This is a genomic window from Rhodococcus sp. FW305-130, from assembly GCF_058788335.1.
Genome location: NZ_JBYTAP010000012.1, coordinates 96722 through 122263, shown reverse-complemented (window position 1 = coordinate 122263; position 25542 = coordinate 96722). Strand labels below are relative to the sequence as shown.

Below are 25542 nucleotides of genomic sequence, written 5' to 3'. Positions count from 1 at the left end.
GGGGGGGAAAGAAAAAAAAAAAAAAAAAAAAAAAAAAAAAAACACCCCCCCCCCCCCCCCCCCCCCCCCCCCCCCCCCCCCCCCCCCCCCCCCCCCCCCCCCCCCGCTGCCGTTTTTCAGCTGTCGAGATTGTCGACGTCGACGCCGAAGGATCGCGCTGCATCGGCACCGATCGCGTGCAGTTGCGTGGTGACTGCGGCGGGCGAGACTGCGTGCTCGAGTGCGAAGTCGAGCAGGTTGCGCAGTGGGGTGTCGTGTTCGCCGTTGCCGTCGATCACTGCGGCTTGGGCGGCCTCGAGTGCGATTCCGGTACCGGGTCCGTCGCCGCTGATGTAGGAGCAGTACGCCGCGACGGTGAGAATCTGGATGCGAGCGTTGCCGCGTACCTGGCGGGCGATGGTCGCGAACGCATGGGCGGCGGCGTGCTCGTTTCCGTTGGCGGTGAACAGCAGGGCATCGCGTGCGGTGGGGCTGATGGCGGCGCACAGTCCGACACGAGCGGCCAGCTCGGCGTCCGGGTTAGCGCGTGTGCGGATGAGTGTCGCGAGTTCGGTGACGGCGTGGCGAACGAAGTCCGTTCCCTGCGCGTGCAGCGCGGCGTGTGCGGTTGCGGTGTCCGCTTCGACGGTGACGGCGTAGCGGGCTGCGATGTCCTCGCGTGAGGCTGCGGTGCTGCGGCCTTGTTCGACGGCGTTGTGAATGCTCAATGTTGAGGCGTTCGGGTCTTCGGTGAGTCCGGTCGCGTACGTGTCGAGATCGGTCCACAACGCTCCGGCTTCGAGCGCGGTGACGTGCAAGGCGAGCATGTCGTGGATTCCGGCGTCACGGAATCCCTGGCGCAGGATCGCGATCTGGTCGAGCGCGATGACTGCGGCGGCGTCTTCGGCTACGGCAACGCAGATCGTGGCCGTGGTCTCGGCGCGTGCGGCGGCTTGGAGGTACGGGGCGGGATCGAATTCGGCGCCCTCGCCGGTGGCGGCGTCGGTGCGCGTGACAAGGGCGATCTGCTTGGTGGTGCGGCCGTCGACGATTTCGTCTTTGAGCATGATCACGATGACCGATGCGGACGGGATGAATCCGAGCATGGTGGGGATGGAGGCAAGTACCTCGGTGGCGGTGTTCAAACGGATGCGCTGCATGTCGTTCCCCTCGCTGATGAAAGTGACCGGGCCGGGTGCCCCGCCAATTTTTTTCGCCTGCTGGCAAAGGAGAATCGCGTCGGCATGAGGGGGCCGGAGTGCCACCCCTGGGCCGAGAAAATTTCGGCGGGAGCTTGCGAGTGACGAAAATTTCTCGGAGCCATCGGCCGGCGCTTGCGCCGCCAGGGGTTGCGCGCAGGTCACCGCCGACGAGAATCGGAAGGCCAGAAGGAGAACAAAAGATGTTCTTCATCAGGACGCAGCGCAGCGGAGTTCATTTCGGGGGACACCGAAGGTGGCCGGCCGCCGGGCAGGCGTCATCTTTCCGCCGACCGCGTGCAGTCGCGGCACTCCCACTGACCACCGACGCAGGTACAGGTGCGGCGTTGCTCGCACAGCCAGCACCGTTGATTGCGTCGGGTCAACACCTGCGCTGCGGTCGCGGCGGGGCGCGCGGGTTCGGCGGTCTCGGCGCGCTCTCGCTCGGATACGGGCCTGATCATGTCGCCGAAGATGCGGCGGCACTGCGAGCAGATTTCTCCGTCCTCGGCCACGATGTTCGAGCATCCCGCAAGAACGCATCCGGTGAACATCTGCGGATCCACCTCCGCACCTGCCCTCGGCGCACTCACCACCGGAATCGGATTCCGTGCGGTGCGGCGGCGCGCTCGACTCGGCCGTAAACCCGATTCACCCGTGAGGGTGCGATCTGTCCGGCGTCGTAGGCGCGGCGGGTGGCGACGGCGAGCAGGGCGACGGCTTCGCGAGCGGTCACTTCGTGCGCGAGGGTGAGCCACCCGATTTCCGCTTGCATCCCTGCCGCGCTCGTGGCGGTGGTGATCTTTGCGGTCAGCGTCTCGAGGATCTCTGCGGCCGTCATCCCTGAGGGTGTGATCGCGGGGTACGCGGTGTCGATGGTGTTGCTGTACATCGTGTCGGCGCGCAGCTCGTCGGTGATGGTGCTCATGTCGTTGCCCTTTCGTAGACTTTCGGGTGCGACACCGGGCGGCCTCCTACCGCCCGGTGTCGCACTGTGTTTGCGGGGTGTTGCCGTCTATGCGGCGGCGGTGTCCTCGGCTTCGGCGGTGGCGGGTTCGAGTGCCTCGGCGAGGGTGTGGACGGTCGCCAGGACTGCGCGGGCGGTGTCGGTGATGACCTCGAGGTCTCCGTTTCCCCATCCGGCGATGTAGCCGATGCTGTAATCGGTGGTGTCGAGTCCGAGCAGTCCGGCGAGGACGTAGGCGACGGATTCGGCTTCGACTTCGGCGCGGCCTCGGTGCAGCTCGGCGGGGTCGATGTCTCCGTTGGCGTGCATGAGCGCGTGGGCGGCTTCGTGAATCATCGTTTTCGCGGCTTGGGCGTCGCTGATCGTGTCGTCGACGATGATGCGGCGTGATCCGTCGAGGCTGGTGCGGCCGTTCGATTCTCCGGCGATGTGCTCGCGGGTGACGGTCCATCCCTGTTCGGTCATCACGTCCGCGACGCGGGTGTAGATCGCGGCGGGGTCTTCGCCTTGCGGTCGGGTGGTGATGGTCTCGGCTGCTGCGGCGGGGTGTCCTTCGATCGGGTCGGTTTGGGCGATGTCGAACACGGACAGGATCGGGAACCGTGCTGCTCGGCGGGTAGTTTCCTCTCCGATCTCGGTGTCGGTTTCGGTGATCTTCTTGGTCGAGTAGCCGAAAATCTTGATCGACTTTTCGCCCTTGCGGACCTGCCGTCCGAGTTCCTGCCACTTGCGGAATCCGGCGACCTGGCTGGCGTCCGGGGCCTGCGAGAAAATCAACATGACGTTGTTGAAGCTGTAGGAGTGGAACGCTGCTGCGGCGGTCAGGTAGGCGGCCCATGCGTCGGTGTCGGTGAGCTGGGCGACTTTCGCGGTGATGCTCTCGTGCAGTGCGGCGGCCTGCTCGCGTCGTGCCGCGCTCTTGTCTGCCGTGGTCTTCGCGCCCATAACTTTTCGGCCTCCGCTGATCCGGTGGCGTCCCCCTGCTCGGTGGCCGCCAAATTTTTTTGCCCTGCTGGCAAAGGAGAATCGCGTCGGCATGAGGGGGCCGGAGTGCCACCCCTGGGCCGGGAAAATTTCTCTGCGAGCGTGCGAGTGCGGGTTGAGAAAATTTCTCGGAGCCTCGGGCCGGCATCGCCGCCAGGGGTTGCGCGCAGGTCACCGCCGACGAGAATCGGAAGGCCAGAAGGACAAACAAATCAACGCTTTTCACTGGTGCGGAGCGCAGCGGAGCTCAATTCGGAGGACACCGTAGGTGGCCGTCCGCCGGGCAGGCGCCAACACACCGCCGGCAACAGGCCAGGCGTTCGCACCTCCCGCTCGGGTGGCTGGCGGGGTGATTGTGCGGGAGCGACGGGACTCGACACGCTCGGTGTCGCGGTAGCTCTGAAATGTTCATTTCATTGGTAGTAGAGTCTCGCAACACCGACTGGCCCGGTAAGGTGCAATTTCGTTTAACAGACGGGGAGTGCGGTGGGAAGCGTAAAACGCGATCTTGGCATTGGGATTGTGGGTGGACTGATCACTGCTGGATTGATCGCTGGACCCAAAGCGGGTCAACGTCGTTGGGCTTCAGCAGTCGATTACTTTAGGAACCTAGGCGACTTTATTGGATTTCCTCCACAAGTCATTGTTGTCATACTTTTAGCGATTTGCCTCTATTCAGGGCTTGGCGGAATCTTCATCATGAACCGAACCCGCCATACTGTAGAAGAGATGGAATCAATGTTACTGGTGTATCGACGGAATCGGGCATCCGGGGAGGAAGACTATATCGAAAGCATTAAAAAGAAGAAACGTGAGGGAGCATTTGAATGCGCAGTTTCCTTCGCATTTGCTGCAACCACTGGGTACTTTCTTTATTCAGGTTTTACCTATTTGGGGTAGTCGAGCAGGTTGCGTCGATGACATTTCTGGTGGTGGGGCCGTCCAGGATCGAGTAGGACTCGGGTGTTGGTTGTGGTGTTGGCATTGCCGCTGATGCTGGTGGGCTGGTTGGTTCGATGTGTGATGAGCGTGAAGGCGCTGTTAATAGATTTTTTAGTAGCAAATTGAGATGAGAGATGGACTAACTCTGAGTCGGGCCATTCCTCGGTCTGGAAGTTGTCAGTTGGGTCGAGGTCGTGTTCGCGTTTCGGCCTGGCAGACCGTGGTGGTTTGGGCTTTTCGCGTGCTGCGGTATTGGTGGTGGCAGGCTGCTAATTTGGGGTGGTCCGCAGGTCGGCGCTTGATGGGGGAAATGTTGGTGGATAGTTGGAGTCCGGATTTTCGGCCGCGGATGTGGGAGCGGGACAAGGAGCAGTTCTCGGCGTGGATGGCCGGCGCGGATGTTCGTGGGCCGTGGAAACGTCGCCGGTTCGGAATCTGGCGAGAGGAGCAGTTTTCGTCCCAGATGCGCGTTGCTCGCGAGGCTGAGCAGAAACGTCAAGCGGAGCTGATGGCGAATCCCAGTGCGGAGCTTGTTGAGGCATATCGGGAGTTGCAGGCTGCGGAGGCGGCGTCAGGTGCCAGGATCGGTTGCGCGCGCGGCGGCGATATGACTGACCCGAAAACCGTTCGGGCTCTTGCTCGGCTGTTGAGCGATCACGCCGAAAAGTTTCAGTAGGAGCAATTCACGGCCACATTTGTGCTGTTCAGTCCGCTTTTTGTTTGGAAGTTTTCAGTCGCGGCCGAGGTCGTGGGCGCGTTTCGGTGTCTGGGTCCGCGAGGTTTCCGGACCGGTCGTCCCTGATTCCCGTGAACCCGTCGGTGGCTGTGACGGGTAGTCGAGTAGTCGGCTGCGCATGAGGTCGCCGAGTTCGTTGGGGTTGTACGGTGTGCGGTTTCCGCTGCGGAGGTGGTCGATCATCGCTTTGTGGTGCTCGGCTACCTCGAGGTGGATGACGTTGCCTTGGGTGCTGGCGAGCGTGGGCGGTTCGGTGCCGTTGCGGTGTACGCCGGGGGCGAGGACATCACGGAGTGGGGTGTGGGTTGCTTCCATGGCGACGTAGCGGGCTGCTTGTACTGCGGAGGCGTGGACTTTCTGCCAGTCGATGGTCCAGCCGGAGGATTTGAGGAGTTCGTCGAAGAACACTCGTTGCGAGCGGGAGTTGCCGTCCCGAAACGGGTGCAGGACGGTGGTTTCGCCCCAGTGATAGGCGAGTCGGTCGACGGCGCGGTCTTTCGGGAGTCCTTGGGGGAAGTTGTCTTTGGCGATTCCGCGGAAGATGAACGCGGCTTGGTTTTCGATGTGTTCGGGTCGGCAGTGTGGGAGGTTCATGCCGACGGCGCCGGTGTCGCGGGTGCGGAGGGTGCCTGCCCAGTCGTAGACGTCTTGCAGGATGAATTGGTGGATCTTCTTCAGGTGTTCGAAGTCGAAATTACCTGCGATGGGCTGTAATTCGAGCTGCAGAATGCGCTGATACGCCGCTTCGGTTTCGTCCTCGAGGAGTGCTTGCGGGTCGGTGTGCCCGAGTTTGTTGATCAGGACCCCGGTGTCGGGGTCGACGTACGGGTCTTTCAACTGCGGGCAGCTCGGCGGCGGCGGTTTTCGGCGAGGACGAGTGCGACTGCTTCGTCGCCGGTGATTTCTCCGCGTAGTTGCCGTCGTCCGACTTCGATGCCGTATTCGCTGGGTTCCATGCCGGCCATGCGGTGGCCGGCGGTGGCGGCGGCGATGGCTCGGTCGATCTGGGCTTCGGTCATGTGCGACTGTGCGTTGCGTGCAGTGGTCACCGGTGCTCCTTCGTCGACTCGGGCGAGTGTGGTGGTGCGCAGGGGAGCTGCGAACCGTTGTCTATTCTACCTGATCATTGCTTGTTTCCTGCGATCAACAGACCTGCGAGGGTGGTGTCAGAACAGGGTGTTTTGGGTTTGTGCGGCGGCGTTGTCGGTGCGTTTTTCGTAGGCGGCTGCGAGGGTTTGCGCTGTGGTGGGGCTGCATCCCATTTCGGTGCCGATTTCGTCCCAGTCGGCTCCGTGGTGGTGCAGCTGCCAGGCGTCGTGTTCGTCATCGTTCATGTTCTGGGTTCCTGTCTGCTCGAGGGCGACCTTCGGAGTTTGGACGCTTTCAGGAAGCTGTAGGTCGAAAGGGCGAGTAACCCGGCTCCGGCGATGAGGGTTCGGCTGGTTCCGATGGTGAAGTCCAGGGCTGCGACAGCGAGGGCGAGGACACCGAAGATGCTGTGTTTCACCACCCCCGGCCTGCTGATTCGCTGATCTGGCTTGTCTGGAGTGTTCATGCTCGGCCTTCGCGGATGGCGGCGAGGCGTTGGGAGGCTGCGCGGCGTTCGCGGCCGATGCTGAGCAGGTGCTCGAACAGTTGGTCTTCGGGGAGTTCTTCGGCGGCTTGGGCGAGGGATCGTGCTGCTGCGCGGAATCCGCGGCGGTATGCCTGGGTGAGGACTGCGGCGATGTTGTGCTCGAGTTCAGCGGACGGGACGCCGATGGTGGTGATGTCGGTGAGTGCTTTGGTGAGCTGTTTCCCGAGGTGACCGCTGGTGCGGCCTTCCTGCTGCAAGGTGGTGAAGACGTGGGCACTGTTGTGAGGTTTGCCGGCGTCGACGAGTTCGGAGATGGCGGTGAACAGTGCCGCGTTCACGGGACGGTAGAAGTCGGCGCTGGTCAGGGCTGCGACGGTTCGTTTCGCACTTTCGGCCGGTGCCCAGAGCAGTGAGCACAGGAGTTGAGCTTCGACGTCGAGGGCGGTGCTGTATTCGTCGATCTCCGCTTCGTTGTCGGTGAGGTCGTCGAAGTCGGGGACGGGGACGGTGGCCAGTGAGAGTGTCACGTCGGGGTCCTTGCTGTCGCCGGTGGGCATGGGAGGTCAGGGTCGCGGTGAGGTGAGTTGCCGGTGGCTGCGCAGGATCTCGGCGGCTGCGCGGAGGTTGCGGGCAGCCTCGGCGAGATGAGTTGCGATGTCCTGGTCATGGGCGGAAACATCTCCGGCGGTGTCCGTGCCGGGGGCGGTGTAGAGGGTGTGCAGCTCTTCGCGTGCATCACTGATTCCGGCGAGGGAGTCGTCGAGGGCGGCGAGCATGGTGCGGAGTTTGCGGTCGACGGATTCGCTGTCGCGGCGGAGCTCGGCGTCGAGTGCGCGGTCGACGAAGTCTGCATCGGGAGTGAAGGTGAATGCTGCTGCGGTCATGGTGTCCTCGCTTCGCTGGTGAAAGTGTGTGGTCAGGCGGCCGTGGTGAGCTTGGAGATTTCGTCGGGACGGAATCCGCTCCAGTGGTTTTCTCCTGCGACGACGACGGGGGCTTGCAGGTATCCCAGGCTCATGACGTAATCGCGGGCCTGTGCGTTTTCGGTGATGTCGATGACGTCGTATTCGATTCCCGCTTTGTCGAGTGCGCGGTACGTGGCATTGCATTGCACACATGCGGGCTTGGTGTATACGGTGATCGTCATTTTCATTCCCCCGTCGGTGATTCTTTATTGATTTCATTCTATCGAATAATGCGATATAGAACAATACTTTCGCGGCATTTCTTCGATTAGTTTCCGATTTATTTAATGACATATTCAATCACTTCCACATTCTTTCCCTAATGCCGAACCGTGACATACACAGCTACTTGCACGCGTTCTACCTGCAATTTCTCCACCTCCCCCGGTATGTGCCGATATTCTGGCCTCGGCAGGAGTGGGTCAAGGTGAGTGTAGGAAAAAATATCGCAGCGCCTTTGTTCGAGCGTGCGAGTGGCGCGTGTGGATATTATTTCTGGAGCGGCCTTGATGCGCGAGTGTCGGGATAGAAGAATGTTCACACCGGGGCGGGTCGGCTCCTTTTCCTTGCGCTTTTGTCGTGGTTAGGGGCCGGCGGCCGGGCGCTTTCCGGTGTGTCTGTTGGTGCCCGCATTCCGCCCTTCCGGTCCGCCCGCGGCTCTGACCGGCGGCCGGAGGTGGAAGGTGCGGGGCGGAAGGGCGGACGATCCCCAGCCCTTTCGGGCCGGGGATCGCCGCAACATCGGGTCAGTCGATCGCGACCTCGTCGAATGTGAGCTGTCCGGTGATGATTTCCTCGACGGCGGCGAGGGTGTAGCCCTGTTCCATCAGGAAACTGAGGTACTGGTCGGCGTTCTTGGGCTTGGCGCGCCATGCGTCTCTGACCATGCGGGACTCTTGCGCGGCGATCACCAGCGCGAGGAGCAGCACCTGAGCGCGAGCCTCGGACACCTTCGCCACTTGCTCGGCCAACTCTCGGCCGGGGTAGTAGCCCTTGAATCCGAGCAGCTCACCGAGTGATTCCGCTGCCTTGTATTCCGAGATCAGTCCGGGATCGCGGGCGAGGGTGGTCGCGACGTAGGCCGCTGCCGTTTTCGGTGGGGTCTTGCGGGCGAGCAAGGTTGTGCGCAGGAACTCGCGGCGGACGGTGGTCGCGGCCTCGGCCTGCTTGTTCAGCTCGCGGACTCGTCGGCGTTCCTGCTTGTCCTTCGCTTCCTGCTCGCGCACTGCCCGAGCTGCCTCGGCGGGGTCGTTTCCGCTGGCGGCGGCGGGAACCGCGTCGATGATCGGTCGCGGCTCGAGTCCTGCGCCTTCCTGGTCGATGCACCAGTATTCCGGTAGGTATTCGGGCCGGTAGTCGACGGTGTTGGCGTGCCGTAGCCCTTCGTCGGGTACGGCAGAATCGTCGTCTTCGGTGTCCCAATCGACGTCGTCGTAGTCGACGCGCTCGCCGGTGGCTTTGTCGAAAAAGGCGTCGTTCAATCCCAGGAACACTGCCCAGAACTGCGGGGCTGCGTCGATCATGTCCGGGGTGACCTCGTCGCCGTCTGTGGCGACCAGGTCGGACGGGGAGGGCACCTCCTCCCCGAAACTGATGTGATTGTGCGGAAGGATCGTAAATCCCTTCTCCTCGAACGGGGCTGCGGCGCGGGCGTATGCCTCCCGTTCTTCGCGCAACCCGCGTAGTCGCTCCGCTACGTGGTCGAAGTTGTAAGGCCTGGTGGTCAGGAGCTTTTCGACGGCGTCGGTGTCTCCGGCTTCCTCGAACTCGGCCACTACTGCCGCGTGTGCGAGGTCGAGCTGTCCGGCGTCCAGGGCGGCGCGGGCCGCCTCCGCTTTCCCTACCGCTGCCTGGGCTTTCACGTCCTTTTTGTCCATCGCGAGGGTCTTGGACACCTTCGTGATGGATGCGCCGAATTCGAGCATCTGCGCAACTCCTCGGGTGTGCTGAGCTGCGGTCAGCCCTTCGCGGTGCCGGTTGGCGGTGATCTGCTTGCCGATCCGGTCGACGGCGCGGGCCTTGTCGCTGCCTTCGGTGTCGGGATAGATCACGACAGGGATGCTGGTCAGGCCGGTGTCGCGGGCGGCGAGGGTGCGGCGCTGGCCGTCGCGGACGACGATCGCGCCGTCTGCGGTCCGGACGGCGCTGATCGCTTCGAGTACTCCGTTTTCACGGATGGATTCGACAAAGTCGGGGGTCTGCGCCAGATCGACGCTGTCGCGGACGTTCTCGCCGATGTCGAGGGCGTCGGGGTGCAGCTGCGCGACCTCGAGTGCTGCGGCGGGGGCGGTGTGTGTTGCGGTCATCGCGATTCCTCTCGTAGACTTCGGGACACGACACCGGGCAGGTAACAGCTGCCCGGTGTTGTGTTGTTTCCGTAGGGTTTTCGATCTCAAGCGGTGGCCGGTTCCAAGATCACTTGATCGGCCGTGGGGTGGCGCTCTCGGCAGCTATCGGCCTCGATGTGTGCGTCCATCAGGTCGGAGGCGTGGCCGTGGTAGTCGAGCGCGATGAGCAACTCCACGAACACGTCGATTTCCGAGCAGCAGTTGTGCTCGACGACGCTGGCGAGATACTCGGCTGTCTCGAACAACTTCGCCCACGCATCCGCTTTCTCGCAGATGTTGTGCAGGTCGTATCCGTACATCGTTTTCTCCTTCGGTCGGGCGGTTGCGGTCGGTCATGCTGCGCGTCCTTGCTGGTGACGAATGGGTGGGTGGTTAGTTGGTGGGGGTGGCGGCGGCGTCGATGTCCTCCTCGGTGTGTCCGGCGTCGCGGGCTGCGGCGCGGGCGGCTGCGAATGCGTCGACCAGGGCGGTGACGTCGATGAACCCTTCGCGACTGCGGTCGAACATCGCTGCATCGAGCGCTGCGGTCGCCTCGACAACAGCGACGAGCGCGGGTGCGAGGGTGTCGGTTTCGGTGCTCATGTGGGGCTCCTTTGTGGTGGGTGGTGGGTCGCTCAACCGCAGATGCAGTCCTCGTCGCCGGATCGTTGCGCGGTGCAGGCGTAGTCGCCGGGGTCCGGGTAGATGCACATCTGCGTGTCGTCTGTCATTGCAGGGCAGGAGGTTTGGCCGCAGTCGCAGTTCGTCTCGTTGCTCATCGTTTTTCCTTTGCTCGAGATTGGTGGGTGGTTGTCGTTACTCGGCGTTGACGCACTGCACGGCGTCGTCGTGCATGCGAGGGCAGGAGTAGTCACCGCACCCGCAACTGAGTCCGGCGTAGTGGATGGTTGCCGCGCTGTAGTCGTCGCCCTCGGCGTAGTCGTAGTCGTCGCTCATCGGTGACCTTTCGTTCGCGGCTGGGGACCAATCCTGTGCCCCGCCAATTTTTTTCGCCTTCTGGCATAGGAGAGTTGGACCGGCATGAGGGGGGCGGAGTGCAACTGGTGAGCGGAAGAGTTTTTCTGCGAGCTTGCGAGTGCGGGTTGAAAAAGTCTTTCGAGCCGAAGGCCGGAGCGAAGCGGAGTCAGCGGTTGCGCGCAGGTCACCGCCGGTCAAAATCGGAAGGCCAGAAGGAGAAACAAATAAAACGCTTTTCCAGAACGGAGCGAAGCGGAGTTCTCTTCGGGGGACACCGCAGGTGGCCGGGCCGCCGGGCAGGCGGATGCAGTGGGTGGTCCGACCGACCGGGTTGAGTGCCAGGCATTCACTCAGAGGGAACGAAAAGCGACAAGCGGCCCGTTTCCGTGTACAAACTCCCGGCCCTTATCTACTGTTTCGCCTAGTCATAAAGTGCGAGCGGCACGAATGTCAGACTTCCAGTTCCTCGACCACGTGACCGAGGTCATGTTGTCGCAAATGTTCGGTTACCAGCATTTGCGATACCGTCAGTTACATCAAGTTGGTTGCGGTCGATGCAGCCTTCACGTCACAGGAGGTTTCCATGTCCCGTTCACGTATGGCCGTAGCTGCGCTGCTGGTCCCGGTCGCAGCCGGCGCTGTCGCCCTCCTCGGCGCGGGTGCCGCATCTGCCGTTACGCCGTATTCCGGAGACGGATATGTCGGTGTTCGGTTCGATCAGAACGAGACGCGCTTCCTCGCCGACACCAACACCGCTGATTTCCTCAACGCCATCCCCGGCGAATACTGGGGCGTGTATTCCGGCGAAGGATCGGTCTACAACAACGGGACTATCGTCCGCGCCACTATCGGCCAGCTGGTTGACGAGACTGCTAATCACCAAGGCCAGGTCTCTTTCAGTGTGAACAACCCGGCGATCTGGCGCAGCACCGTCGATATCGTCCAGGAGTGGTGACATAGGTCGAGTTTGTACGCGTAGGGCCGGTGAGCGCATTGCTCACCGGCCCTTTCCGCGTGTCCGTAATTGCCCAGCTCAATTGGTGGCCGGCACTTCCGCGATGGCGTCGGCGGTCACGAGCATGTCGATCTCTACGAGGTTGGTTCCGCCGGCATCGGTGACTCGCACGGTTACCCCGGCCAACCATTGACCATCGTGCATCCTTGCCCAGAATTTAAGAATGCCGTCGAGGTATCCGGACATGTAGAGCGCGGATGTTTTCACCCGCATGCTCACATGATCGGCGCGTGAGGCTCCCCCGCGGCCGAGCGGGAGCGCGCGGCCGATGTCGACTTTCACTGCCCTCGGTGAGTCGAATGTCCTGATCACGGGGTGATCGGGCCAGCGTTCCGACCAGTGGTCGGTGTTGATCACTGTGCTGCCCTCAATGGCGGTGTCGATGCGAGGGTGGTGTCGTCGACGGTCGCCCAGCGGAGCTGTCCGACGTCGTCGCGGATCTCCACGCGTCCGGCGCGTTGCTGGAATCCTTTCCCGACGGCCGCGACGTCGAGCCGAACGCCTGTCACCCGCCCTCTCCCCGCGGATAGACCCGAGTATCCGAAAACACGGGACGAGATCCGCAGATCCGGACCGTCCCACTGGCCTTCTGTCACGATGAGCAGCGATCCCTTACTTCGCGCCCTTGCTGTCACTGCCCGCCCGCGAGAGGGCGTCACAGCGCCTCCGGCGAGGCCCAGCACAACGGCATCGAAACCCTCCAGCAGAATTGCGGCACAGTCGATCCCGGCATCCTTCGGCTGAGGGACGAGGGCGAGCTTCGCCAAATCTGCGCCTTGCTCATGGAAAGCGAGAAGTCCGAGGCCGGGCATTCCGATTACGGCGACATGCCCGCCGGCTGCGGTAATGGTGGCGAGCAGTCCGATCAGGACCGATGCTGCGCCGTCGACGCTGACGACGGTTCCTCGGGCCAACCCGCCGCGCGGGAGCAGATCACCGATCGGCGCCGGAACGGGAAGCATCCGGAGGGCTGATTGCGCGGTGGCCACGATCGGGGCCGGCTCACGCTCGTCGACCGGGCGGAGCATCACCGACGGCGTGGCTGGTTCGGTGCCGTCCGAGCGAGCGGGGATCGAGGCCATCTTGCGGCGTAACTGTTCGAGCTTGTCCGCCTTGGTCAGCACCGTTGTTGATGATGACTGGGGCTGTTGGCTCATCGTCGCCCCGCTTTCCTGGATTCGCGCACACTTCCCGCACGTCCAGAGTACTCGAACACAAGTTCGATAAGAACGGTGGCGGAAAGGTCCGGATCGCTACTGCCGGCCACCGGCTCGAGCAAGCTCGGGTCGTTTTCTTTAGCTGTTGACCGCAGTCGGGCTTCGTAGTGCTCGACTTTTGGGGGGAGGGGCTATGCCTTGATCAGAGCTGCCAGGGCGGCTTCGCCGATGGGTTCTTCGGCGAACATCGGAACGACGGCGGTTCGTTGGCTGTATTGGTCTGTGATGGTGTCGATTTCGGTGATCTCGCCGGCTGCGCGTTGCTGCAGGAGCGTCGAGGTTGGTTCGGCTGCGGCGAGGGAGTTGTTGACCACCCATGCCCAGGGCTCGATGCCTGCGCGTTGTAGGTCGGCTTGGAGACCGGCGGCCTCGAGGACGGGGGTGGTTTCAGCGAGGGTCACGAGTAGGACTTTCGTGGCGTTCGGGTCCTGTAGTCGCATGAGTGGGGTGGTGAAGTTGCTGTTCTCACCCATTTGTCGGGCGATTTCCCGGTGGTAGGAGCCGGTGGCGTCGAGCAACAACAAGGTGTGCCCGGTCGGGGCCGTGTCCACGACGACGAATTTGCGACTCGATTCGTGAATCACCCGCGAAAACGCCTGAAAGACGGCCACTTCCTCCGTGCACGGCGATCGGAGGTCTTCGGCGAGGTTCGCGCGTCCGCGGTCGTCGAGGTTCTTGCCTTTGGTGGTCAAGACGCGGGTGCGGTACTGCTCGGTGGCTTCGGCGGGGTCGATTCGGGAGATCTGGAGGTTGTCGAGTTCCCCGTTCAAGGTTTCTGTCAGATGTGCGGCCGGGTCGGTGGTGGTCAGGTGCACCTGGTGGCCGCGTTCGGCGAGGGCGACAGCGATGGCGGCGGCGATGGTGGTCTTGCCGACTCCGCCTTTGCCCATGCACATGATCAGGCCGTGATCGTCGGTGTCGAGTTCGTCGATCAGGGATGAGAGTGGAGAACTGGGTAGCTGCAGGGACGGGTCCGCTGAGGCGGCGGATACCGGGCCGAGGTCGGCAGCAAAGAGGCTCTCGAGTGCGTCGATACCGACGATATTGGTCGCTTTGAGCGGGACCTGATCGGTGGGCAATTGCGCCAATTCGTCGGGCAGGCCGGCTATCGCGGCTTGTTCACGCCGGTAGATCGCGGTCGCGAGCGGATCGGTGTCGTCGGCCGGGCCCGGGAGGACACCGTTGATCACGACATGCTGATGGGTCAGTCCGATGTCGGCGAGTTCACGGTGGGTGCGGGTGATTTCGGCGAGCGTCGAACGCTGGGCGCGCGAGACCAGGACGAGGCGGGTCCGCTGCGGATCTGCGAGCGCGGCAACGGCGTCGGCGTAGACGGCTCGCTGCTTCTCGAGCCCGGACAGCGGCCCCAGGCACGATGCGTCGCCTTTACCGTCGTCGAGGAACTCGGTCCACGATCCGGGAAGCTGCAGCAGCCGGATGGTGTGCCCCGTCGGAGCGGTGTCGAAGAGGACATGGTCGAAGTCCGCGGTGATGTCGCCTTGGCCGGAGAGCAGTCCGGTGAATTCGTTGAACGACGCTATTTCGGTGGTGCAGGACCCGGAGAGCTGTTCGGCGATCGCCGCGATCTCCTTCTCGGGGAGCAATCCGCGGACGGGGCCGATGATCCGCTCGCGATAGGCGGCGGCGGCTTGTTCGGGGTCGATCTCGAGCGCAGACAATCCGGGAGCGGCGGGAATGTCGGTGATGGTGTTGCCGATGCTCACGCCGAAGACCTGTCCGACGTTGGAGGCTGGATCGGTGCTCACGAGCAGCACTTTCTTCCCGGCGCGGGCGAGGGTGATCGCGCTCGCGCAGGCGATGGAGGTTTTGCCGACACCGCCTTTGCCGGTGAAGAACAGGAATCGGGGCGCGTTGTTCAGGAACTTCATTTTGTGGTGTCGGCGCTTTCAGCAGCAGGTGGTGGAGTCGGCGGCGTCGGTGGAGCAGCATGCTGAGCCGTCGGCGAGTCCGAGCATCGTGATCCCGGCCGGCGCGTCCGCGGCTCCCGGTTCGGTGATGCCGGCCCATTTCGCGAGCTGGTTGCGGGTGGGATATGTGCCGGTCAGGGCGGTGACTCCGTCGACGATCGCCAGCGGGAGTCCTTCAGAGCCTGAGATTTTGAGAAACGCTGCCACCGTGTCGTTTCCGGCGAAGGCAAGGGGGTCGTTGGCGAGGTTGTGGCGGGTGATGGTGCCGCCGTTGCTCGCGACCCAGTCGAGGTCGGCGGTGAAGGTGATCAGCGCTTGGTCGACGTCGTCGCCGCAGACGCCGGTGTTGCAGCACAGGGCCGGTTCGAATACTTCGATGGTGCTCATGATGTGTCCTCTGTTTTGTTTCGGATGTTGCTCAGATGGCCGGGACTGTGAACAGGTCGTCGTCGAGTGCGGTGATGGCGTCGCGTGCGGTGCGGCCGACTCCGATCAGGGTGGCCGATGCGGGACCGGTCCAGTCGCCGTATCCGAGGAAAATCAGTCCAGGTTCATCAGCGACGTGCTCTCCGTCGAGTTCGATGCGTCCGGTGTCACCGTCTCGGAGTCCAAGGGGCTGAAGGTGCCGTAGTGCGGGGCGGAATCCGGTGCACCAGATAATGGCGTCCACCGGTTCGACGTGATCGCCGAAGACCAGTCCGGTGGCGGTGAGGCGGTCGAACATGGGGTGCGCCACCATCACGCCGCGCTCGCGGGCGGCTTTGACAGGGGGCACCATCACGATGTCGCCGAGTCCGGCGATGCCCCCGGAATCGGTTTCACCTGAAGCAATTTCACGGGCATGTTCACGGGCGACGTCGAACAGGATCCGGCCGTCGACGTCGTCGGGCAGGAACCGCGGTTCCCGGCTCGTCAGCCAGAGTGTCTCGGCGACGGTGGAGACTTCGGCGACGATCTGCGCAGCAGAGTTTCCGCCGCCGACCACGGCGACCTTGCTACCGGCGAACGGGGTCGGCGAACGGTAGCTGGTGGTATGGATTTGGGTGCCGGTGAACTCGCGGATACCGGGGTAGATCGGCCAGAACGGTTGCCGCCAAGTCCCGGTGGTGTTGACGACAGCCCGCGCGAACCAGCTGCTGTGATCGGATTCGACGAGATACCCGTCACCGGAACGGGTCACGGACGTGACACGAACCGGGCGGCGGACCGGTAGGTCGTATCGGGTCTCGTAGGCGGTGAGGTAATCCACGACATGCGAAGCGGGCGGGAAACCGGGACTCCAGCCCGGCATCGGCCAGCCGGGCAGCGAGGAGTATTCGGCTGGTGAGAACAGGTGCAGTGAGTCCCAGTAGTGCTGCCAGGATCCACCGGGCGCTGTTTCGGCGTCGAGGATCACGAAGTCGCGGCCGGAGCGGCGCAGGTAGTACCCGGCGGCCATTCCGGCTTGACCGCCACCGATCACGACAACGTCGACCGTGATCGGTGTCCCTTGCGAGTGCACGAGTGTCCTTTCCTCATCCAGATCTACTGCTGACAACCGGGGTGATACGTCGATTACGTGGTCAGACGCCCGGCCAGGGCGTCGACGCAGGCGGCGATGTCGTCGCGGACCAGCCGCATTCGTTCGATTCCGTCGATGCCGCGTTCGGACGGCTCGTCGGTGTCCCAGTTCTCGAAATCGGTACCTGCGACGGGATCGACCTTCGCTTCGCTGCCCAGGGTGACGACGAGGTCGACATCGCGCACCAGTTGCGGATCGATCAGTGTCGGGGTCTGTCCGGAGATGTCCACCCCGACCTCGAGGAGGGTTTCGGCAGACAGGGCGTTGACCGCCGAGCCTGGTTTCGTGCCGGCCGAGTACACGTCCACCTGGTCACCGGCGGCTTTGCGCATGAGGCCGGCGGCCATCTGGGATTTGCCGCCGTTCTTGACGCACACGAACAGCACTGAAGGCTTGCTCATCGAAGTTCCTTTCGCTGGGTGTGGGAGTCAGACGGCGTCGACCATGTGGCCGGCTGCGTCGAGCGTGTTGGCGGTGATGTCGCCGCGGTCGGCCAGCCAGCGTTCGGCGTCGATTGCTGCGGAGCATCCGGTGCCGGCAGCGGTGATCGCCTGACGGTACGTGTGATCGACCAGGTCACCGGCAGCGAAGACGCCGTCGACGGAGGTCGCGGTAGAACCGGGAGCGACCCGCACGTATCCGGCGTCGTCGAGATCGACCTGGCCCTTGACGAGTTCACTGCGCGGGTCGTGGCCGATGGCGACGAACATGCCGGTGATCTCGAGTGTGGAGGTCTCGCCGGTGACGGTGTCGCGCACGACGAGGCCGGTGACGCTGTTCTCACCGAGCACCTCGACGGGCTCGGCGTTGGTCAGGAAGCGGATCTTCTCGTTGGCCTTGGCGCGCTCGAGCATGATCCGTGAGGCGCGGAACTCCTCGCGGCGGTGCACCAGGGTGACCGAGCGAGCGAAGCGGGTGAGGAAGGTTGCTTCTTCCATCGCGGAGTCGCCGCCGCCGACCACGACGATGTCCTGGTCACGGAAGAAGAAGCCGTCGCAGGTGGCGCAGGCGCTGACGCCACGGCCGAGGAGACGCTCTTCACCGGGAATCCCCAGGTAACGCGCTGCGGCGCCCATCGCGAGGATGATCGCGTGCGCGGCGTAGGTTTCGCCGTTCGCGACGACCGTCTTGATCGGGCCGCTCAGGTCGATCTCCTCGACGTCCTCGGTGCGGATGTCGGTGTCGAAGCGCAGAGCCTGCTCACGCATCTGTTCCATCAGGTCCGGTCCCATGATTCCCTCGCGGAATCCGGGGAAGTTCTCGACCTCGGTGGTGGTCATGAGGGCGCCACCGAACTGCGTTCCCTCGAAGAGCAGGGGCGCGAGCTCAGCGCGCGCGGTGTAGACACCAGCGGTGTAGCCGGCCGGTCCGGAACCGACAATGATGACGTCATGGACCCTTGACGGAGTGGTCATGGAAGCTTCTTTCACAGGGGAAATGTGGAAAGCGTGGGCGGTCAGCGCGATACCGACGGGGCGGTGAGTTCGGTGATCAGGTCCTGTACGCGGGTTTTGATCTCGTCGCGGATCGGGCGAACCGCATCGATGCCCTGACCGGCCGGATCCTCGAGGACCCAGTCGCGGTAACTCTTGCCGGGGAAGATCGGGCAGGTGTCACCGCAGCCCATCGTGATCACGACATCCGAATCCTGCACGGCGTCGGTGGTGAGGATCTTCGGGGTCTGGGCGGAGATGTCGATTCCGAGCTCTGCCATCGCCTCAACCGCGGCGGAGTTGATGGTCTCCGCGGGGGCGGATCCGGCGGAGCGGACCTCGATGGCATCGCCGGCGAGGTGGCTCAGGAATCCGGCGGCCATCTGCGATCGGCCGGCGTTGTGGACACAGACGAACAGGACGCTGGGCTTGTCGGACATGAGGATGGAGGTTCCCTTCGAAGACGGAAGTAAGAGGTCGGTCAGACGGCGACGGGTGAGGTCAGCTCGGTGAGCAGTGCGATCACCCGGGCATCGAGGTCGTCGCGGATTGCCCGCACCACCTCGAGGGGCTGCCCGTCCGGGTCGTCGAGAGCCCAGTCGAGGTACCGCTTCCCGGGGTAGACGACGCACGCGTCGCCGCAGCCCATCGAGACGACGCAGTCCGCTGCGGCGACCACGTCATCGGTGAGCGGTTTCGGGAACTCGTCGGCCAGGTCGATCCCGATCTCGGCCATCGCCGTGATGACGGCGGGGTTGATCTCGTGGACCGGCGCGGATCCAGCCGAGCGCACATGAACGCGGCCGCGGGCGTGGTGATCGAGCAGTGCCGCCGCCATCTGCGACCGGCCGGCGTTATGGACGCACACGAACAGAACTTCGGGCACGTCCTTGGCGAGTGCTCCGCTGGACTGAGCCAAAGCGGTGAGGCGGTCGGCAGCGAACCGCGCCGCGAGCGAGGTGAGATGAGTGTGGATCTTCGCGGTGCGGCGCAGCGCCGTATAGGACTCGAAGACATAGCGTTCGACGGTTTGCGGGGAGAAGACTCCGACATACTTCGCTGCCAGGTCTTGCGCGGTGCGCGAGAGAACGGCCTGCGGTGAGAGGAGATCGGGCTGGGCGCGGTGCTCGTTCATCATGACTCCCGAAGAGTTGTAGGTGACTTACGTGCCGGTAGGTGCGGGTGAAACCTCTTTGACGGCAAAGCGTTTACGCAGAGCGAGGGAGACGTAGACCAAGCCCACCAGCACCGGCACCTCGATCAGCGGGCCGACCACTCCCGCCAACGCTTGACCGGAGGTGGCGCCATAGGTGGCGATGGCGACGGCGATCGCGAGTTCGAAGTTGTTGCCGGCTGCGGTGAAGGCGAGGGTGGTGGTGCGTTCGTATCCCAATCCGATTGCGGCGCCGAGGATGTAGCCGCCGCCCCACATGAGCGCGAAGTACACCAGCAGCGGCAGCGCGATGCGGACGACGTCCCAGGGCTGTGAGGTGATCTGTTCGCCCTGCATCGAGAAGAGCACGACGATGGTGAACAGCAGACCGTAGAGCGCCCAGGGGCTGATCTTGGGGATGAATTTGTTGTCGTACCAGTCGCGGCCTTTGGCGCGTTCGCCGAAGAAGCGGGACAGAAAACCTGCCAGCAATGGGATTCCGAGGAAGATCAGGACCGATTTCGCGATCTGCCAGGGCGAGGTGTCGATGGTGGTCTGTTCGAGGCCGAGCCACCCGGGCAGGACCGAGAGGTAGAACCAACCGAGCACGGCGAACATGATCACCTGGAACACCGAGTTGATGGCGACCAGCACCGCGGCGGCTTCGCGGTCTCCGCAGGCCAGGTCGTTCCAGATGATCACCATCGCGATGCAGCGAGCGAGACCGACGATGATCAAACCGGTTCGGTATTCCGGCAGGTCAGGCAGAAACAGCCAGGCGAGGGCGAACATCAGCGCTGGGCCGAGAACCCAGTTCAGGAACAGGGAGCCGGCGAGGAGTTTCTTGTCCCCGGTGACTGTGTCGAGGCGGTCGTAGCGAACTTTCGCCAACACCGGGTACATCATGATCAGCAGTCCGAGGGCGATCGGCAGGGAGATGCCGTCGATCTGCACCTTGTCCAGGGCAGTGTTCACACCGGGGATCCAGCGCCCGACCAGCAGGCCGACGACCATGGCGACGCCGATCCAGACCGCCAGATAGCGGTCGAGGGTGGAGAGTTTTCCGACGACTGCGGGGTGTTCGGTGGTGGCAGCGGTGTTGCTCATGCGCTGACCTCTGCGCACGCGTCCGCGACACTCACGCTCGTACCTTCAACCAGTAGAACGGCGGAAAGCTGTTGCAGCGCAGCCGGAATAACCCAGTAGTACACCCAGGTCCCGCGTCGTTCACAGTCGAGTAAACCGGCCTGTCGCAGCACCTTGAGGTGATGCGAGATCGTCGGCTGGGACAGGTCGAAGGTGTCGGAGATGTCGCAGACGCAGGCTTCACCACCCTCGTGACTTGCCACCAAGCTGAGCAAGCGGAGGCGAACCGGATCGCCGAGGGCTTTGAACATGCGGGCCAGGTCGCCGGCCCAGTCTTCGGTCAACGGTTCACGTACGAGCGGGGAGCAGCAGGCGCCGGTCTCCACCACAACTTGATTCGACATACTTCGATATTGACAGTTTTCGAAATAACACGCAACCAACCTCAGATGAATTCCCGACGAGGAGAGAGACGACTTGACTCCGTAGCCGGGTACAGGGTTAACAATGGCGACATGCGTAGCAGTGAACTGGCCACCCGCGCCGGGGTGAACGTACAGACATTGCGGTACTACGAACGGCGCGGACTCCTGCAGCACCCGCCGCGATCCGCCTCGGGATACCGCTCATATCCGGACGAAACTGTCGAAATTGTCCGGTTCGTCAAACGCGCCCAGGAACACGGCTTCAGCCTCGACGAAATCAACGAACTTCTCCATCTCGCTGGCGGCGGACCGGATGATTGCGACACAGCTCGGCGACTGGCGCAGACGAAGATCACCGAGTTCGACGAAAAGATCCGAGATCTGCAACGCATGCGGGCCTCGCTGGCCGAGTTCGCGTCCACCTGCGCGCGACCGCGACCGCGAGCAGACCGGCACTGCCCCATGCTCCAGACACTGCACACCGACAAAGGACGACCATGATGAATCTCGAAATTCTGCAAGTCCCGGACTGCCCTAACGTGCCGCTCCTCGAACAACGAATCGAGCACGCTCTTTCAGGCGTGCCGATCGAATGGGAACTGCGCCACGTGATCATCGAAGATCCTCGATCAGCAGCACTTGCCGGTATGGCCGGATCTCCGACGTTGCTCGTTGACGGCCGCGACCCCTTTGCCGAACCGGATCAGATGCCAAGCGTGTCCTGCAGGCTCTACCGCGACGCCGTGGGTGCGGTCAGTGGCGCTCCTACCGTGACTGCGCTGAGGAATGCATTCGAACGGGATACACCCACTGCCGCTACTTCCGTACCGGACTGATCAATACACCGACAACACCACGACAACCGCTTCGCGCACCTCATCACGTTGCAGAGCGCCGAACCTGCTGAAACGGGAAGGGGTCGCAATCAATTTCACGATTCGGCAACACCTTCCTGAGACTCGGATTCCAGGATCCAGCACACACCGACATCGTCGGCTTCCGACGGAATCTCACCTTCCGCTCTACTCAGCAGAGCAACAAGGTTTGTTTCGAGGGCGGTAAGTTCGCGGATCTTGCCACGCACCTGGGAAAGATGCTCCGAGAGCATCTCCACGACCTGTTCACAAGGAGCCGCCCCGCGGTCATGGGTGGTGAGGATGTCGCGGATCTCTCGCAGGGTGAGACCTGCAGACTGGGCGCTGCGGACGAACCGCAAACGCGCAAGAGATTCCGGACCGTAGTCCCGGTAGCCGTTGGACTTTCGGACCGGGACGGGAATCACCCCGCTGTCCTCGTAGAAACGCAGTGTCTTAGGGGCAACGCCACTTCGAGCGGCCAGTTCACCAATTTTCACGAGATCCTTGACCTTCCATCGCACTGGAATGTCCATTATGGATGACGTTCGGGAACCGCAGGTGACTCGGACCGTTCGTCGCCGCGCTGGCGACGAACTCAGAAGGAGGTGAATGAAGATGAATCCACTGGAGATGTTGTGCGACTGGCTGTGTCGAGCGATGGGTCCTTGTTGTCCCCCCATGTGATGCCGTGGCGAGCAACTCGCAAACTACAGATGCCACTGCGCCATTCCTGGTGAGGTACGTCGGCCGACCACCGTTCGGCTGGCGTACCACATCCACTTTCAAGTCCTGCACATCCGCACCTTTTTTAAATCGCCAACTATCGCTATCATCGTTATATGACGATAAATAAAGAGTCGGGGTGCCTCGCCGCAACCGGCAGCGGGTCCAGCTTGGATGCGGCAGTGGCCCTGTTCCACAGTCTCTCGGACGGCACCCGATTGTCGATCGTGCGCCGTCTCGCCGAAGGAGAGGCACGGGTTGCGGATTTGATCGGCGAACTCGGCCTCGCCCAGTCGACGGTGTCCGCACATGTCGCATGCCTACGTGATTGCGGTTTGGTCGACGGCAGACCGGAAGGTCGGCAGGTGTTCTACTCGCTGGCCCGGCCGGAATTGATGGACCTACTCGCCTCGGCGGAGACGCTCCTTGCCGCGACAGGGAACGCGGTTGCCCTGTGCCCGAATTACGGCACCGACATCGGAGATAGCCGTGAGTGACGCGTGCGGCTGCGGCCACGACGAACCCCGTGCCGAGGGCGAGGAAGAACACGGGCCCGAAAAGTGGTGGCAGGTTACCGAGATCCGGGCGGCTGCAGCTGCGGGCGTGCTGCTGATCGCGGCCCTGACAGTCGGGCTGGCCGGCGGACCTGATGCGCTCGGGATCGGCCTCGAAGCGGGCGCGCTGATCATTGCCGGCTACACCTTCGTACCGTCCACCCTCACACGCCTGGCCAAGGGCAAAATCGGGGTCGGCACCCTGATGACGATCGCGGCCGTCGGCGCGGTACTGCTCGGCGAGGTCGGCGAAGCAGCCATGCTCGCATTCTTGTTTGCGATCAGCGAGGGACTCGAGGAGTACGCGGTCACCCGCACCCGCCGTGGCCTGCGCGCGTTACTGTCCCTGGTCCCGGACACCGCGACAGTGCTCCGCGACGGCCGGGAGGAAACCGTCCCACCCTCGGACCTCGAGCTCGGTGAGGCCATGATCGTCAAGCCCGGGGAGCGGATCGCCACCGACGGTGTCATTCGCGCCGGCCGCACCGCCCTGGACACCTCCGCGATCACCGGAGAATCGGTGCCCGTCGAAGCCGGTCCCGGCGACGAGGTATTCGCCGGGTCGATCAACGGCACCGGCGTCCTCGAAGTCGAGGTCACCGCAGAGGCGCAGGACAATTCGCTGGCGAAGATCGTGCGGATCGTCGAAGCTGAGCAGTCCCGCAAGGGCGAGGCGCAACGCCTCGCCGACAAGATCGCCAAACCGCTGGTTCCGGGCGTAATGATCGTCGCCGCGGTTATCGCCGCGGTCGGCAGCGTGCTCGGTGATCCGCTGGTGTGGATCGAACGAGCCCTGGTGGTACTGGTCGCCGCGTCCCCGTGCGCGCTGGCCATCGCGATACCCGTCACGGTCGTCGCCGCAATCGGCGCAGCATCCAAGCTCGGTGTCCTGGTCAAGGGCGGCGCAGCCCTCGAAGCGCTCGGCAGGATCCGCACCATCGCATTGGACAAGACCGGCACCCTCACCCGCAACCAACCCGCCGTGATCGACGTCGCGACCGCGAACGGCGCCAACCGCGGTGACGTTCTCGCGGTGGCCGCAGCGTTGGAGGCACGCAGCGAGCACCCGCTCGCTCGCGCGATTCTCGCCGCCGTCGAGGACTACACACCCGCTGATGACGCGGACGCAGTCATCGGTGCAGGCCTGACCGGCTACATCGACGGCATCCCCGTCCGGCTCGGTCGACCAGGCTGGATCGACCCGGGGCCACTGACCGGGGATATCGAACGAATGCAGCACGCCGGCGCCACTGCGGTCCTGATCGAACGCGCCGGAACCGTGATCGGGGCGGTCGCCGTCCGCGACGAACTCCGCCCGGAAGCACGCGAAGTGGTCACCGAACTACGCCGCGGCGGCTACACCGTCGCGATGCTCACCGGCGACAACGAGCGCACTGCCCGCGCTCTGGCCGCCGATGTCGGCATCGACGACGTGCACGCCGATCTGCGCCCGGAGGACAAGGCGCGCATTGTGGAGACCTTGCGTGCGAGCCGACCGACGGCGATGGTCGGGGACGGTGTCAACGATGCCCCCGCCCTGGCCACCGCCGATCTGGGTATCGCGATGGGTGCGATGGGAACCGACGTCGCCATCGAGACCGCCGATGTCGCTTTGATGGGCGAGGACCTGCGGCATCTTCCTCAGGCTCTGCAGCACGCGCGACGATCGCGGTCGATCATGTTGCAGAACGTCGGCCTGTCTTTGGCGATCATCACCGTTCTGATGCCTCTGGCTCTGTTCGGTGTACTCGGATTGGCTGCGGTCGTGCTCGTCCACGAGGTCGCCGAGATCGTCGTCATCGCCAACGGGGTGCGCGCCGGGCGTACCCGAAGTCTGGCTGCTGTACCGCAGTCGACCAGGGCGTCCGAGCCGGCCACGGTAGTACGGCGATGACATCTGCCGCCAGCTCCGGGTCATCATCGGTGTCCGTGGTCGGAATGCGTCGCGGCCGGGGTGTTCTCGTCATACTCGCAGGTGCCTTGGCTGCGGTCGCGCTGCTCCTCGACCCGGTGGCACGTGGCGCGCTGTCCGGTGGGCAGGTAGTCGATTTCGGGGTCTTGCAACTGCGATTGGCCTACAACAGCGGTGTCGCGTTCAGTCTCGGTGACCAGCTCCCCACAGTCGTCGTTCTCGCCGGCACCGCTGCCCTCACCGCCGCGATCGGTGTGTTCGCCTGGCGCACAGCATCTGAGCGTCCCGTACTCCAGACCATCGGGCTGGCCGCGATCACGGCCGGTGCCGCCGCCAACGTCGTCGACCGCTTTCTCGACGGCAAAGTCACCGACTACTTCCATACCGGATGGTGGCCCACGTTCAACCTCGCTGACACCTACATCACCGGCGGCGTTGTCCTCGTCATCGGCGGGCTGCTCCTCGAATCCACTAGCAGGGAACACATCTGATGAAACGAATGCCCGCACAGTTGCGCCGTACCTACACCGCGGAGATGGCCGCAGCTGGCCGCACCGGCGATGACATCAGGCGTTGGCATCACCTCGAACGCGCACATGTCATCTCCCAGCCCTATCCGTGGCCTCACACCCACAACCACCTCGCCATGCTCCTCCTCGCCCTTCGTCAGCGTGATCGCCGCGAGGCACTCGGACAGATTCTTCGCATCATCGTCGCCGCACCGGGGTCAGCCCTGGGACGCTATCCGGAGGGCAACACCGGACGCACTCGTGTCGGTCTGATGACACCGATGCCGATACCTGACGATCTCGCCGAAACCATCTCTCGCAGCGCCTGAACCGCCACGGGTGTTGTTGTCGGAGGCGGTCCAACGTGCACTAGCACCGTGTCATGCTCTCCCCAGTACGTCGTCGACTCGCCGCGGAAGGGTTATGCGATCACCAGTTCTCGTCCGGCACCCCCTGATGTCGCACCGGCAATCGCTGCCGCAACAGTCCTCGGTGTCACGGTCAGAAGTCTCTTGA

General features: G+C 63.6%; 37 protein-coding genes. 9 read left to right on the top strand and 28 right to left on the bottom strand.

Annotated features, from left to right (window positions below; translation table 11 throughout):
• Positions 1–116: 116 nt before the first annotated feature.
• The 4 genes from AC3WQS_RS29375 to AC3WQS_RS29360 form a co-directional block, all read right to left on the bottom strand.
• A complete protein-coding gene (locus AC3WQS_RS29375) occupies positions 117–1139 on the bottom strand; it encodes a DUF4192 family protein (protein ID WP_031332179.1) in 1023 nt (340 codons plus the stop codon).
• A gap of 317 nt (positions 1140–1456) precedes the next feature.
• Entirely contained in the window at positions 1457–1744 is a 288-nt protein-coding gene (locus AC3WQS_RS29370; RefSeq protein WP_234552764.1) for a hypothetical protein, read from the bottom strand.
• Between the two features lie 23 nt (positions 1745–1767).
• Positions 1768–2106, bottom strand: a complete 339-nt coding sequence (locus tag AC3WQS_RS29365; protein WP_021334491.1) for a hypothetical protein — start codon at positions 2104–2106, stop codon at positions 1768–1770.
• A gap of 87 nt (positions 2107–2193) precedes the next feature.
• On the bottom strand, positions 2194–3090 hold the full coding sequence (locus AC3WQS_RS29360) for an ArdC-like ssDNA-binding domain-containing protein (protein WP_492713268.1): 897 nt from the start codon (positions 3088–3090) through the stop codon (positions 2194–2196).
• 525 nt (positions 3091–3615) lie between these two features.
• On the opposite strand from AC3WQS_RS29360, the gene AC3WQS_RS29355 reads away from it, so the two are divergent.
• Entirely contained in the window at positions 3616–4029 is a 414-nt protein-coding gene (locus tag AC3WQS_RS29355; protein WP_134771767.1) for a hypothetical protein, read from the top strand.
• 352 nt (positions 4030–4381) lie between these two features.
• Positions 4382–4747 (top strand): hypothetical protein, encoded by a 366-nt coding sequence (locus tag AC3WQS_RS29350; protein WP_234552766.1) that lies wholly within the window; start codon positions 4382–4384, stop codon positions 4745–4747.
• 54 nt (positions 4748–4801) lie between these two features.
• On the opposite strand, the gene AC3WQS_RS29345 is transcribed toward AC3WQS_RS29350, so the two are convergent.
• The 12 genes from AC3WQS_RS29345 to AC3WQS_RS29290 form a co-directional block, all read right to left on the bottom strand.
• Positions 4802–5644: a Fic/DOC family protein gene (locus AC3WQS_RS29345; RefSeq protein WP_021334488.1), complete on the bottom strand. Its 843-nt coding sequence runs from the start codon at positions 5642–5644 to the stop codon at positions 4802–4804.
• Positions 5641–5856, bottom strand: a complete 216-nt coding sequence (locus AC3WQS_RS29340; protein WP_007734780.1) for an antitoxin VbhA family protein — start codon at positions 5854–5856, stop codon at positions 5641–5643. The genes AC3WQS_RS29345 and AC3WQS_RS29340 overlap by 4 nt, the downstream gene beginning before the upstream one ends.
• 117 nt (positions 5857–5973) lie before the next feature.
• A complete protein-coding gene (locus AC3WQS_RS29335; RefSeq protein WP_021334487.1) occupies positions 5974–6141 on the bottom strand; it encodes a hypothetical protein in 168 nt (55 codons plus the stop codon).
• Entirely contained in the window at positions 6138–6362 is a 225-nt protein-coding gene (locus AC3WQS_RS29330) for a hypothetical protein (RefSeq protein ID WP_031332176.1), read from the bottom strand. Before AC3WQS_RS29330 ends, AC3WQS_RS29335 begins: the two co-directional genes overlap by 4 nt.
• The gene (locus tag AC3WQS_RS29325; protein WP_234552745.1) at positions 6359–6940 is read right to left on the bottom strand and encodes a DnaB-like helicase N-terminal domain-containing protein; all 582 of its coding nucleotides are present in this window, start codon (positions 6938–6940) and stop codon (positions 6359–6361) included. The genes AC3WQS_RS29330 and AC3WQS_RS29325 overlap by 4 nt, the downstream gene beginning before the upstream one ends.
• 6 nt (positions 6941–6946) lie before the next feature.
• On the bottom strand, positions 6947–7267 hold the full coding sequence (locus AC3WQS_RS29320; protein WP_021334485.1) for a hypothetical protein: 321 nt from the start codon (positions 7265–7267) through the stop codon (positions 6947–6949).
• 32 nt (positions 7268–7299) lie between these two features.
• Entirely contained in the window at positions 7300–7530 is a 231-nt protein-coding gene (nrdH, locus tag AC3WQS_RS29315; protein WP_031332173.1) for a glutaredoxin-like protein NrdH, read from the bottom strand.
• A gap of 564 nt (positions 7531–8094) precedes the next feature.
• A complete protein-coding gene (locus AC3WQS_RS29310; RefSeq protein WP_492713269.1) occupies positions 8095–9654 on the bottom strand; it encodes a ParB/RepB/Spo0J family partition protein in 1560 nt (519 codons plus the stop codon).
• An 86-nt stretch (positions 9655–9740) separates the two neighbouring features.
• A complete protein-coding gene (locus AC3WQS_RS29305; protein ID WP_021334482.1) occupies positions 9741–9995 on the bottom strand; it encodes a hypothetical protein in 255 nt (84 codons plus the stop codon).
• Between the two features lie 73 nt (positions 9996–10068).
• Positions 10069–10278, bottom strand: a complete 210-nt coding sequence (locus tag AC3WQS_RS29300; RefSeq protein WP_007734790.1) for a hypothetical protein — start codon at positions 10276–10278, stop codon at positions 10069–10071.
• Positions 10279–10310: 32 nt separating this feature from the next.
• Entirely contained in the window at positions 10311–10454 is a 144-nt protein-coding gene (locus tag AC3WQS_RS29295; RefSeq protein WP_020971538.1) for a hypothetical protein, read from the bottom strand.
• Positions 10455–10491: 37 nt separating this feature from the next.
• Complete coding sequence (locus tag AC3WQS_RS29290; RefSeq protein ID WP_021334480.1) at positions 10492–10632, bottom strand: hypothetical protein; 141 nt, start codon at positions 10630–10632, stop codon at positions 10492–10494.
• Positions 10633–11236: 604 nt separating this feature from the next.
• Here AC3WQS_RS29290 and AC3WQS_RS29285 point away from each other — a divergent pair.
• Positions 11237–11608: a hypothetical protein gene (locus AC3WQS_RS29285; RefSeq protein WP_021334479.1), complete on the top strand. Its 372-nt coding sequence runs from the start codon at positions 11237–11239 to the stop codon at positions 11606–11608.
• A 78-nt stretch (positions 11609–11686) separates the two neighbouring features.
• Here AC3WQS_RS29285 and AC3WQS_RS29280 read toward each other — a convergent pair whose 3' ends face one another.
• The 11 genes from AC3WQS_RS29280 to AC3WQS_RS29230 all read right to left on the bottom strand — a co-directional run bounded on the left by AC3WQS_RS29280 (position 11687) and on the right by AC3WQS_RS29230 (position 20450).
• Positions 11687–12025 (bottom strand): hypothetical protein, encoded by a 339-nt coding sequence (locus AC3WQS_RS29280; protein WP_021334478.1) that lies wholly within the window; start codon positions 12023–12025, stop codon positions 11687–11689.
• Entirely contained in the window at positions 12022–12825 is an 804-nt protein-coding gene (gene imuA', locus AC3WQS_RS29275; protein ID WP_021334477.1) for a DnaE2-dependent mutagenesis accessory factor ImuA', read from the bottom strand. Before imuA' ends, AC3WQS_RS29280 begins: the two co-directional genes overlap by 4 nt.
• Before the next feature lie 191 nt (positions 12826–13016).
• Positions 13017–14774 carry an arsenical pump-driving ATPase gene (arsA, locus tag AC3WQS_RS29270; RefSeq protein ID WP_020971543.1) on the bottom strand — a complete coding sequence of 586 codons (1758 nt, stop codon included), beginning with the start codon at positions 14772–14774 and terminating at the stop codon, positions 13017–13019.
• Between the two features lie 18 nt (positions 14775–14792).
• Positions 14793–15200 (bottom strand): arsenite efflux transporter metallochaperone ArsD, encoded by a 408-nt coding sequence (gene arsD, locus AC3WQS_RS29265; protein WP_020971544.1) that lies wholly within the window; start codon positions 15198–15200, stop codon positions 14793–14795.
• A gap of 31 nt (positions 15201–15231) precedes the next feature.
• On the bottom strand, positions 15232–16314 hold the full coding sequence (locus AC3WQS_RS29260; protein ID WP_031332165.1) for an ArsO family NAD(P)H-dependent flavin-containing monooxygenase: 1083 nt from the start codon (positions 16312–16314) through the stop codon (positions 15232–15234).
• A 53-nt stretch (positions 16315–16367) separates the two neighbouring features.
• Positions 16368–16775 carry an arsenate-mycothiol transferase ArsC gene (locus AC3WQS_RS29255; RefSeq protein ID WP_021334475.1) on the bottom strand — a complete coding sequence of 136 codons (408 nt, stop codon included), beginning with the start codon at positions 16773–16775 and terminating at the stop codon, positions 16368–16370.
• Positions 16776–16802: 27 nt separating this feature from the next.
• On the bottom strand, positions 16803–17789 hold the full coding sequence (gene trxB, locus AC3WQS_RS29250; RefSeq protein ID WP_492713270.1) for a thioredoxin-disulfide reductase: 987 nt from the start codon (positions 17787–17789) through the stop codon (positions 16803–16805).
• 41 nt (positions 17790–17830) lie between these two features.
• A complete protein-coding gene (locus AC3WQS_RS29245; RefSeq protein ID WP_021334473.1) occupies positions 17831–18247 on the bottom strand; it encodes an arsenate reductase ArsC in 417 nt (138 codons plus the stop codon).
• A gap of 41 nt (positions 18248–18288) precedes the next feature.
• Entirely contained in the window at positions 18289–18945 is a 657-nt protein-coding gene (locus tag AC3WQS_RS29240) for an arsenate reductase ArsC (RefSeq protein ID WP_021334472.1), read from the bottom strand.
• A gap of 24 nt (positions 18946–18969) precedes the next feature.
• Positions 18970–20067 (bottom strand): ACR3 family arsenite efflux transporter, encoded by a 1098-nt coding sequence (gene arsB / locus AC3WQS_RS29235; RefSeq protein ID WP_210378500.1) that lies wholly within the window; start codon positions 20065–20067, stop codon positions 18970–18972.
• A complete protein-coding gene (locus AC3WQS_RS29230) occupies positions 20064–20450 on the bottom strand; it encodes an ArsR/SmtB family transcription factor (RefSeq protein ID WP_021334364.1) in 387 nt (128 codons plus the stop codon). Before AC3WQS_RS29230 ends, arsB begins: the two co-directional genes overlap by 4 nt.
• A gap of 111 nt (positions 20451–20561) precedes the next feature.
• Between AC3WQS_RS29230 and AC3WQS_RS29225 the strand changes: the two genes are divergently transcribed.
• Together AC3WQS_RS29225 and AC3WQS_RS29220 are read left to right on the top strand one after the other, a co-directional pair.
• A complete protein-coding gene (locus AC3WQS_RS29225) occupies positions 20562–20972 on the top strand; it encodes a MerR family transcriptional regulator (protein WP_021334365.1) in 411 nt (136 codons plus the stop codon).
• Positions 20969–21307, top strand: coding sequence for a hypothetical protein (locus tag AC3WQS_RS29220; protein ID WP_031332098.1), 339 nt, complete (start codon positions 20969–20971; stop codon positions 21305–21307). The genes AC3WQS_RS29225 and AC3WQS_RS29220 overlap by 4 nt, the downstream gene beginning before the upstream one ends.
• A 95-nt stretch (positions 21308–21402) precedes the next feature.
• Here the strand turns inward: AC3WQS_RS29220 and AC3WQS_RS29215 are convergent, their stop codons facing one another.
• Positions 21403–21861, bottom strand: a complete 459-nt coding sequence (locus AC3WQS_RS29215; protein ID WP_021334368.1) for a heavy metal-responsive transcriptional regulator — start codon at positions 21859–21861, stop codon at positions 21403–21405.
• Between the two features lie 306 nt (positions 21862–22167).
• On the opposite strand from AC3WQS_RS29215, the gene AC3WQS_RS29210 reads away from it, so the two are divergent.
• Genes AC3WQS_RS29210 through AC3WQS_RS29195 form a run of 4 tightly spaced genes read left to right on the top strand, consistent with a single transcriptional unit; the run spans position 22168 to position 25355 of the window.
• A complete protein-coding gene (locus AC3WQS_RS29210) occupies positions 22168–22548 on the top strand; it encodes an ArsR/SmtB family transcription factor (protein WP_021334369.1) in 381 nt (126 codons plus the stop codon).
• Positions 22541–24499 carry a heavy metal translocating P-type ATPase gene (locus tag AC3WQS_RS29205; RefSeq protein WP_021334370.1) on the top strand — a complete coding sequence of 653 codons (1959 nt, stop codon included), beginning with the start codon at positions 22541–22543 and terminating at the stop codon, positions 24497–24499. The genes AC3WQS_RS29210 and AC3WQS_RS29205 overlap by 8 nt, the downstream gene beginning before the upstream one ends.
• Positions 24496–25008, top strand: a complete 513-nt coding sequence (gene lspA, locus AC3WQS_RS29200; RefSeq protein WP_021334371.1) for a signal peptidase II — start codon at positions 24496–24498, stop codon at positions 25006–25008. Before AC3WQS_RS29205 ends, lspA begins: the two co-directional genes overlap by 4 nt.
• Positions 25008–25355 carry a DUF3703 domain-containing protein gene (locus AC3WQS_RS29195; RefSeq protein ID WP_021334372.1) on the top strand — a complete coding sequence of 116 codons (348 nt, stop codon included), beginning with the start codon at positions 25008–25010 and terminating at the stop codon, positions 25353–25355. Before lspA ends, AC3WQS_RS29195 begins: the two co-directional genes overlap by 1 nt.
• Positions 25356–25542: the final 187 nt, after the last annotated feature.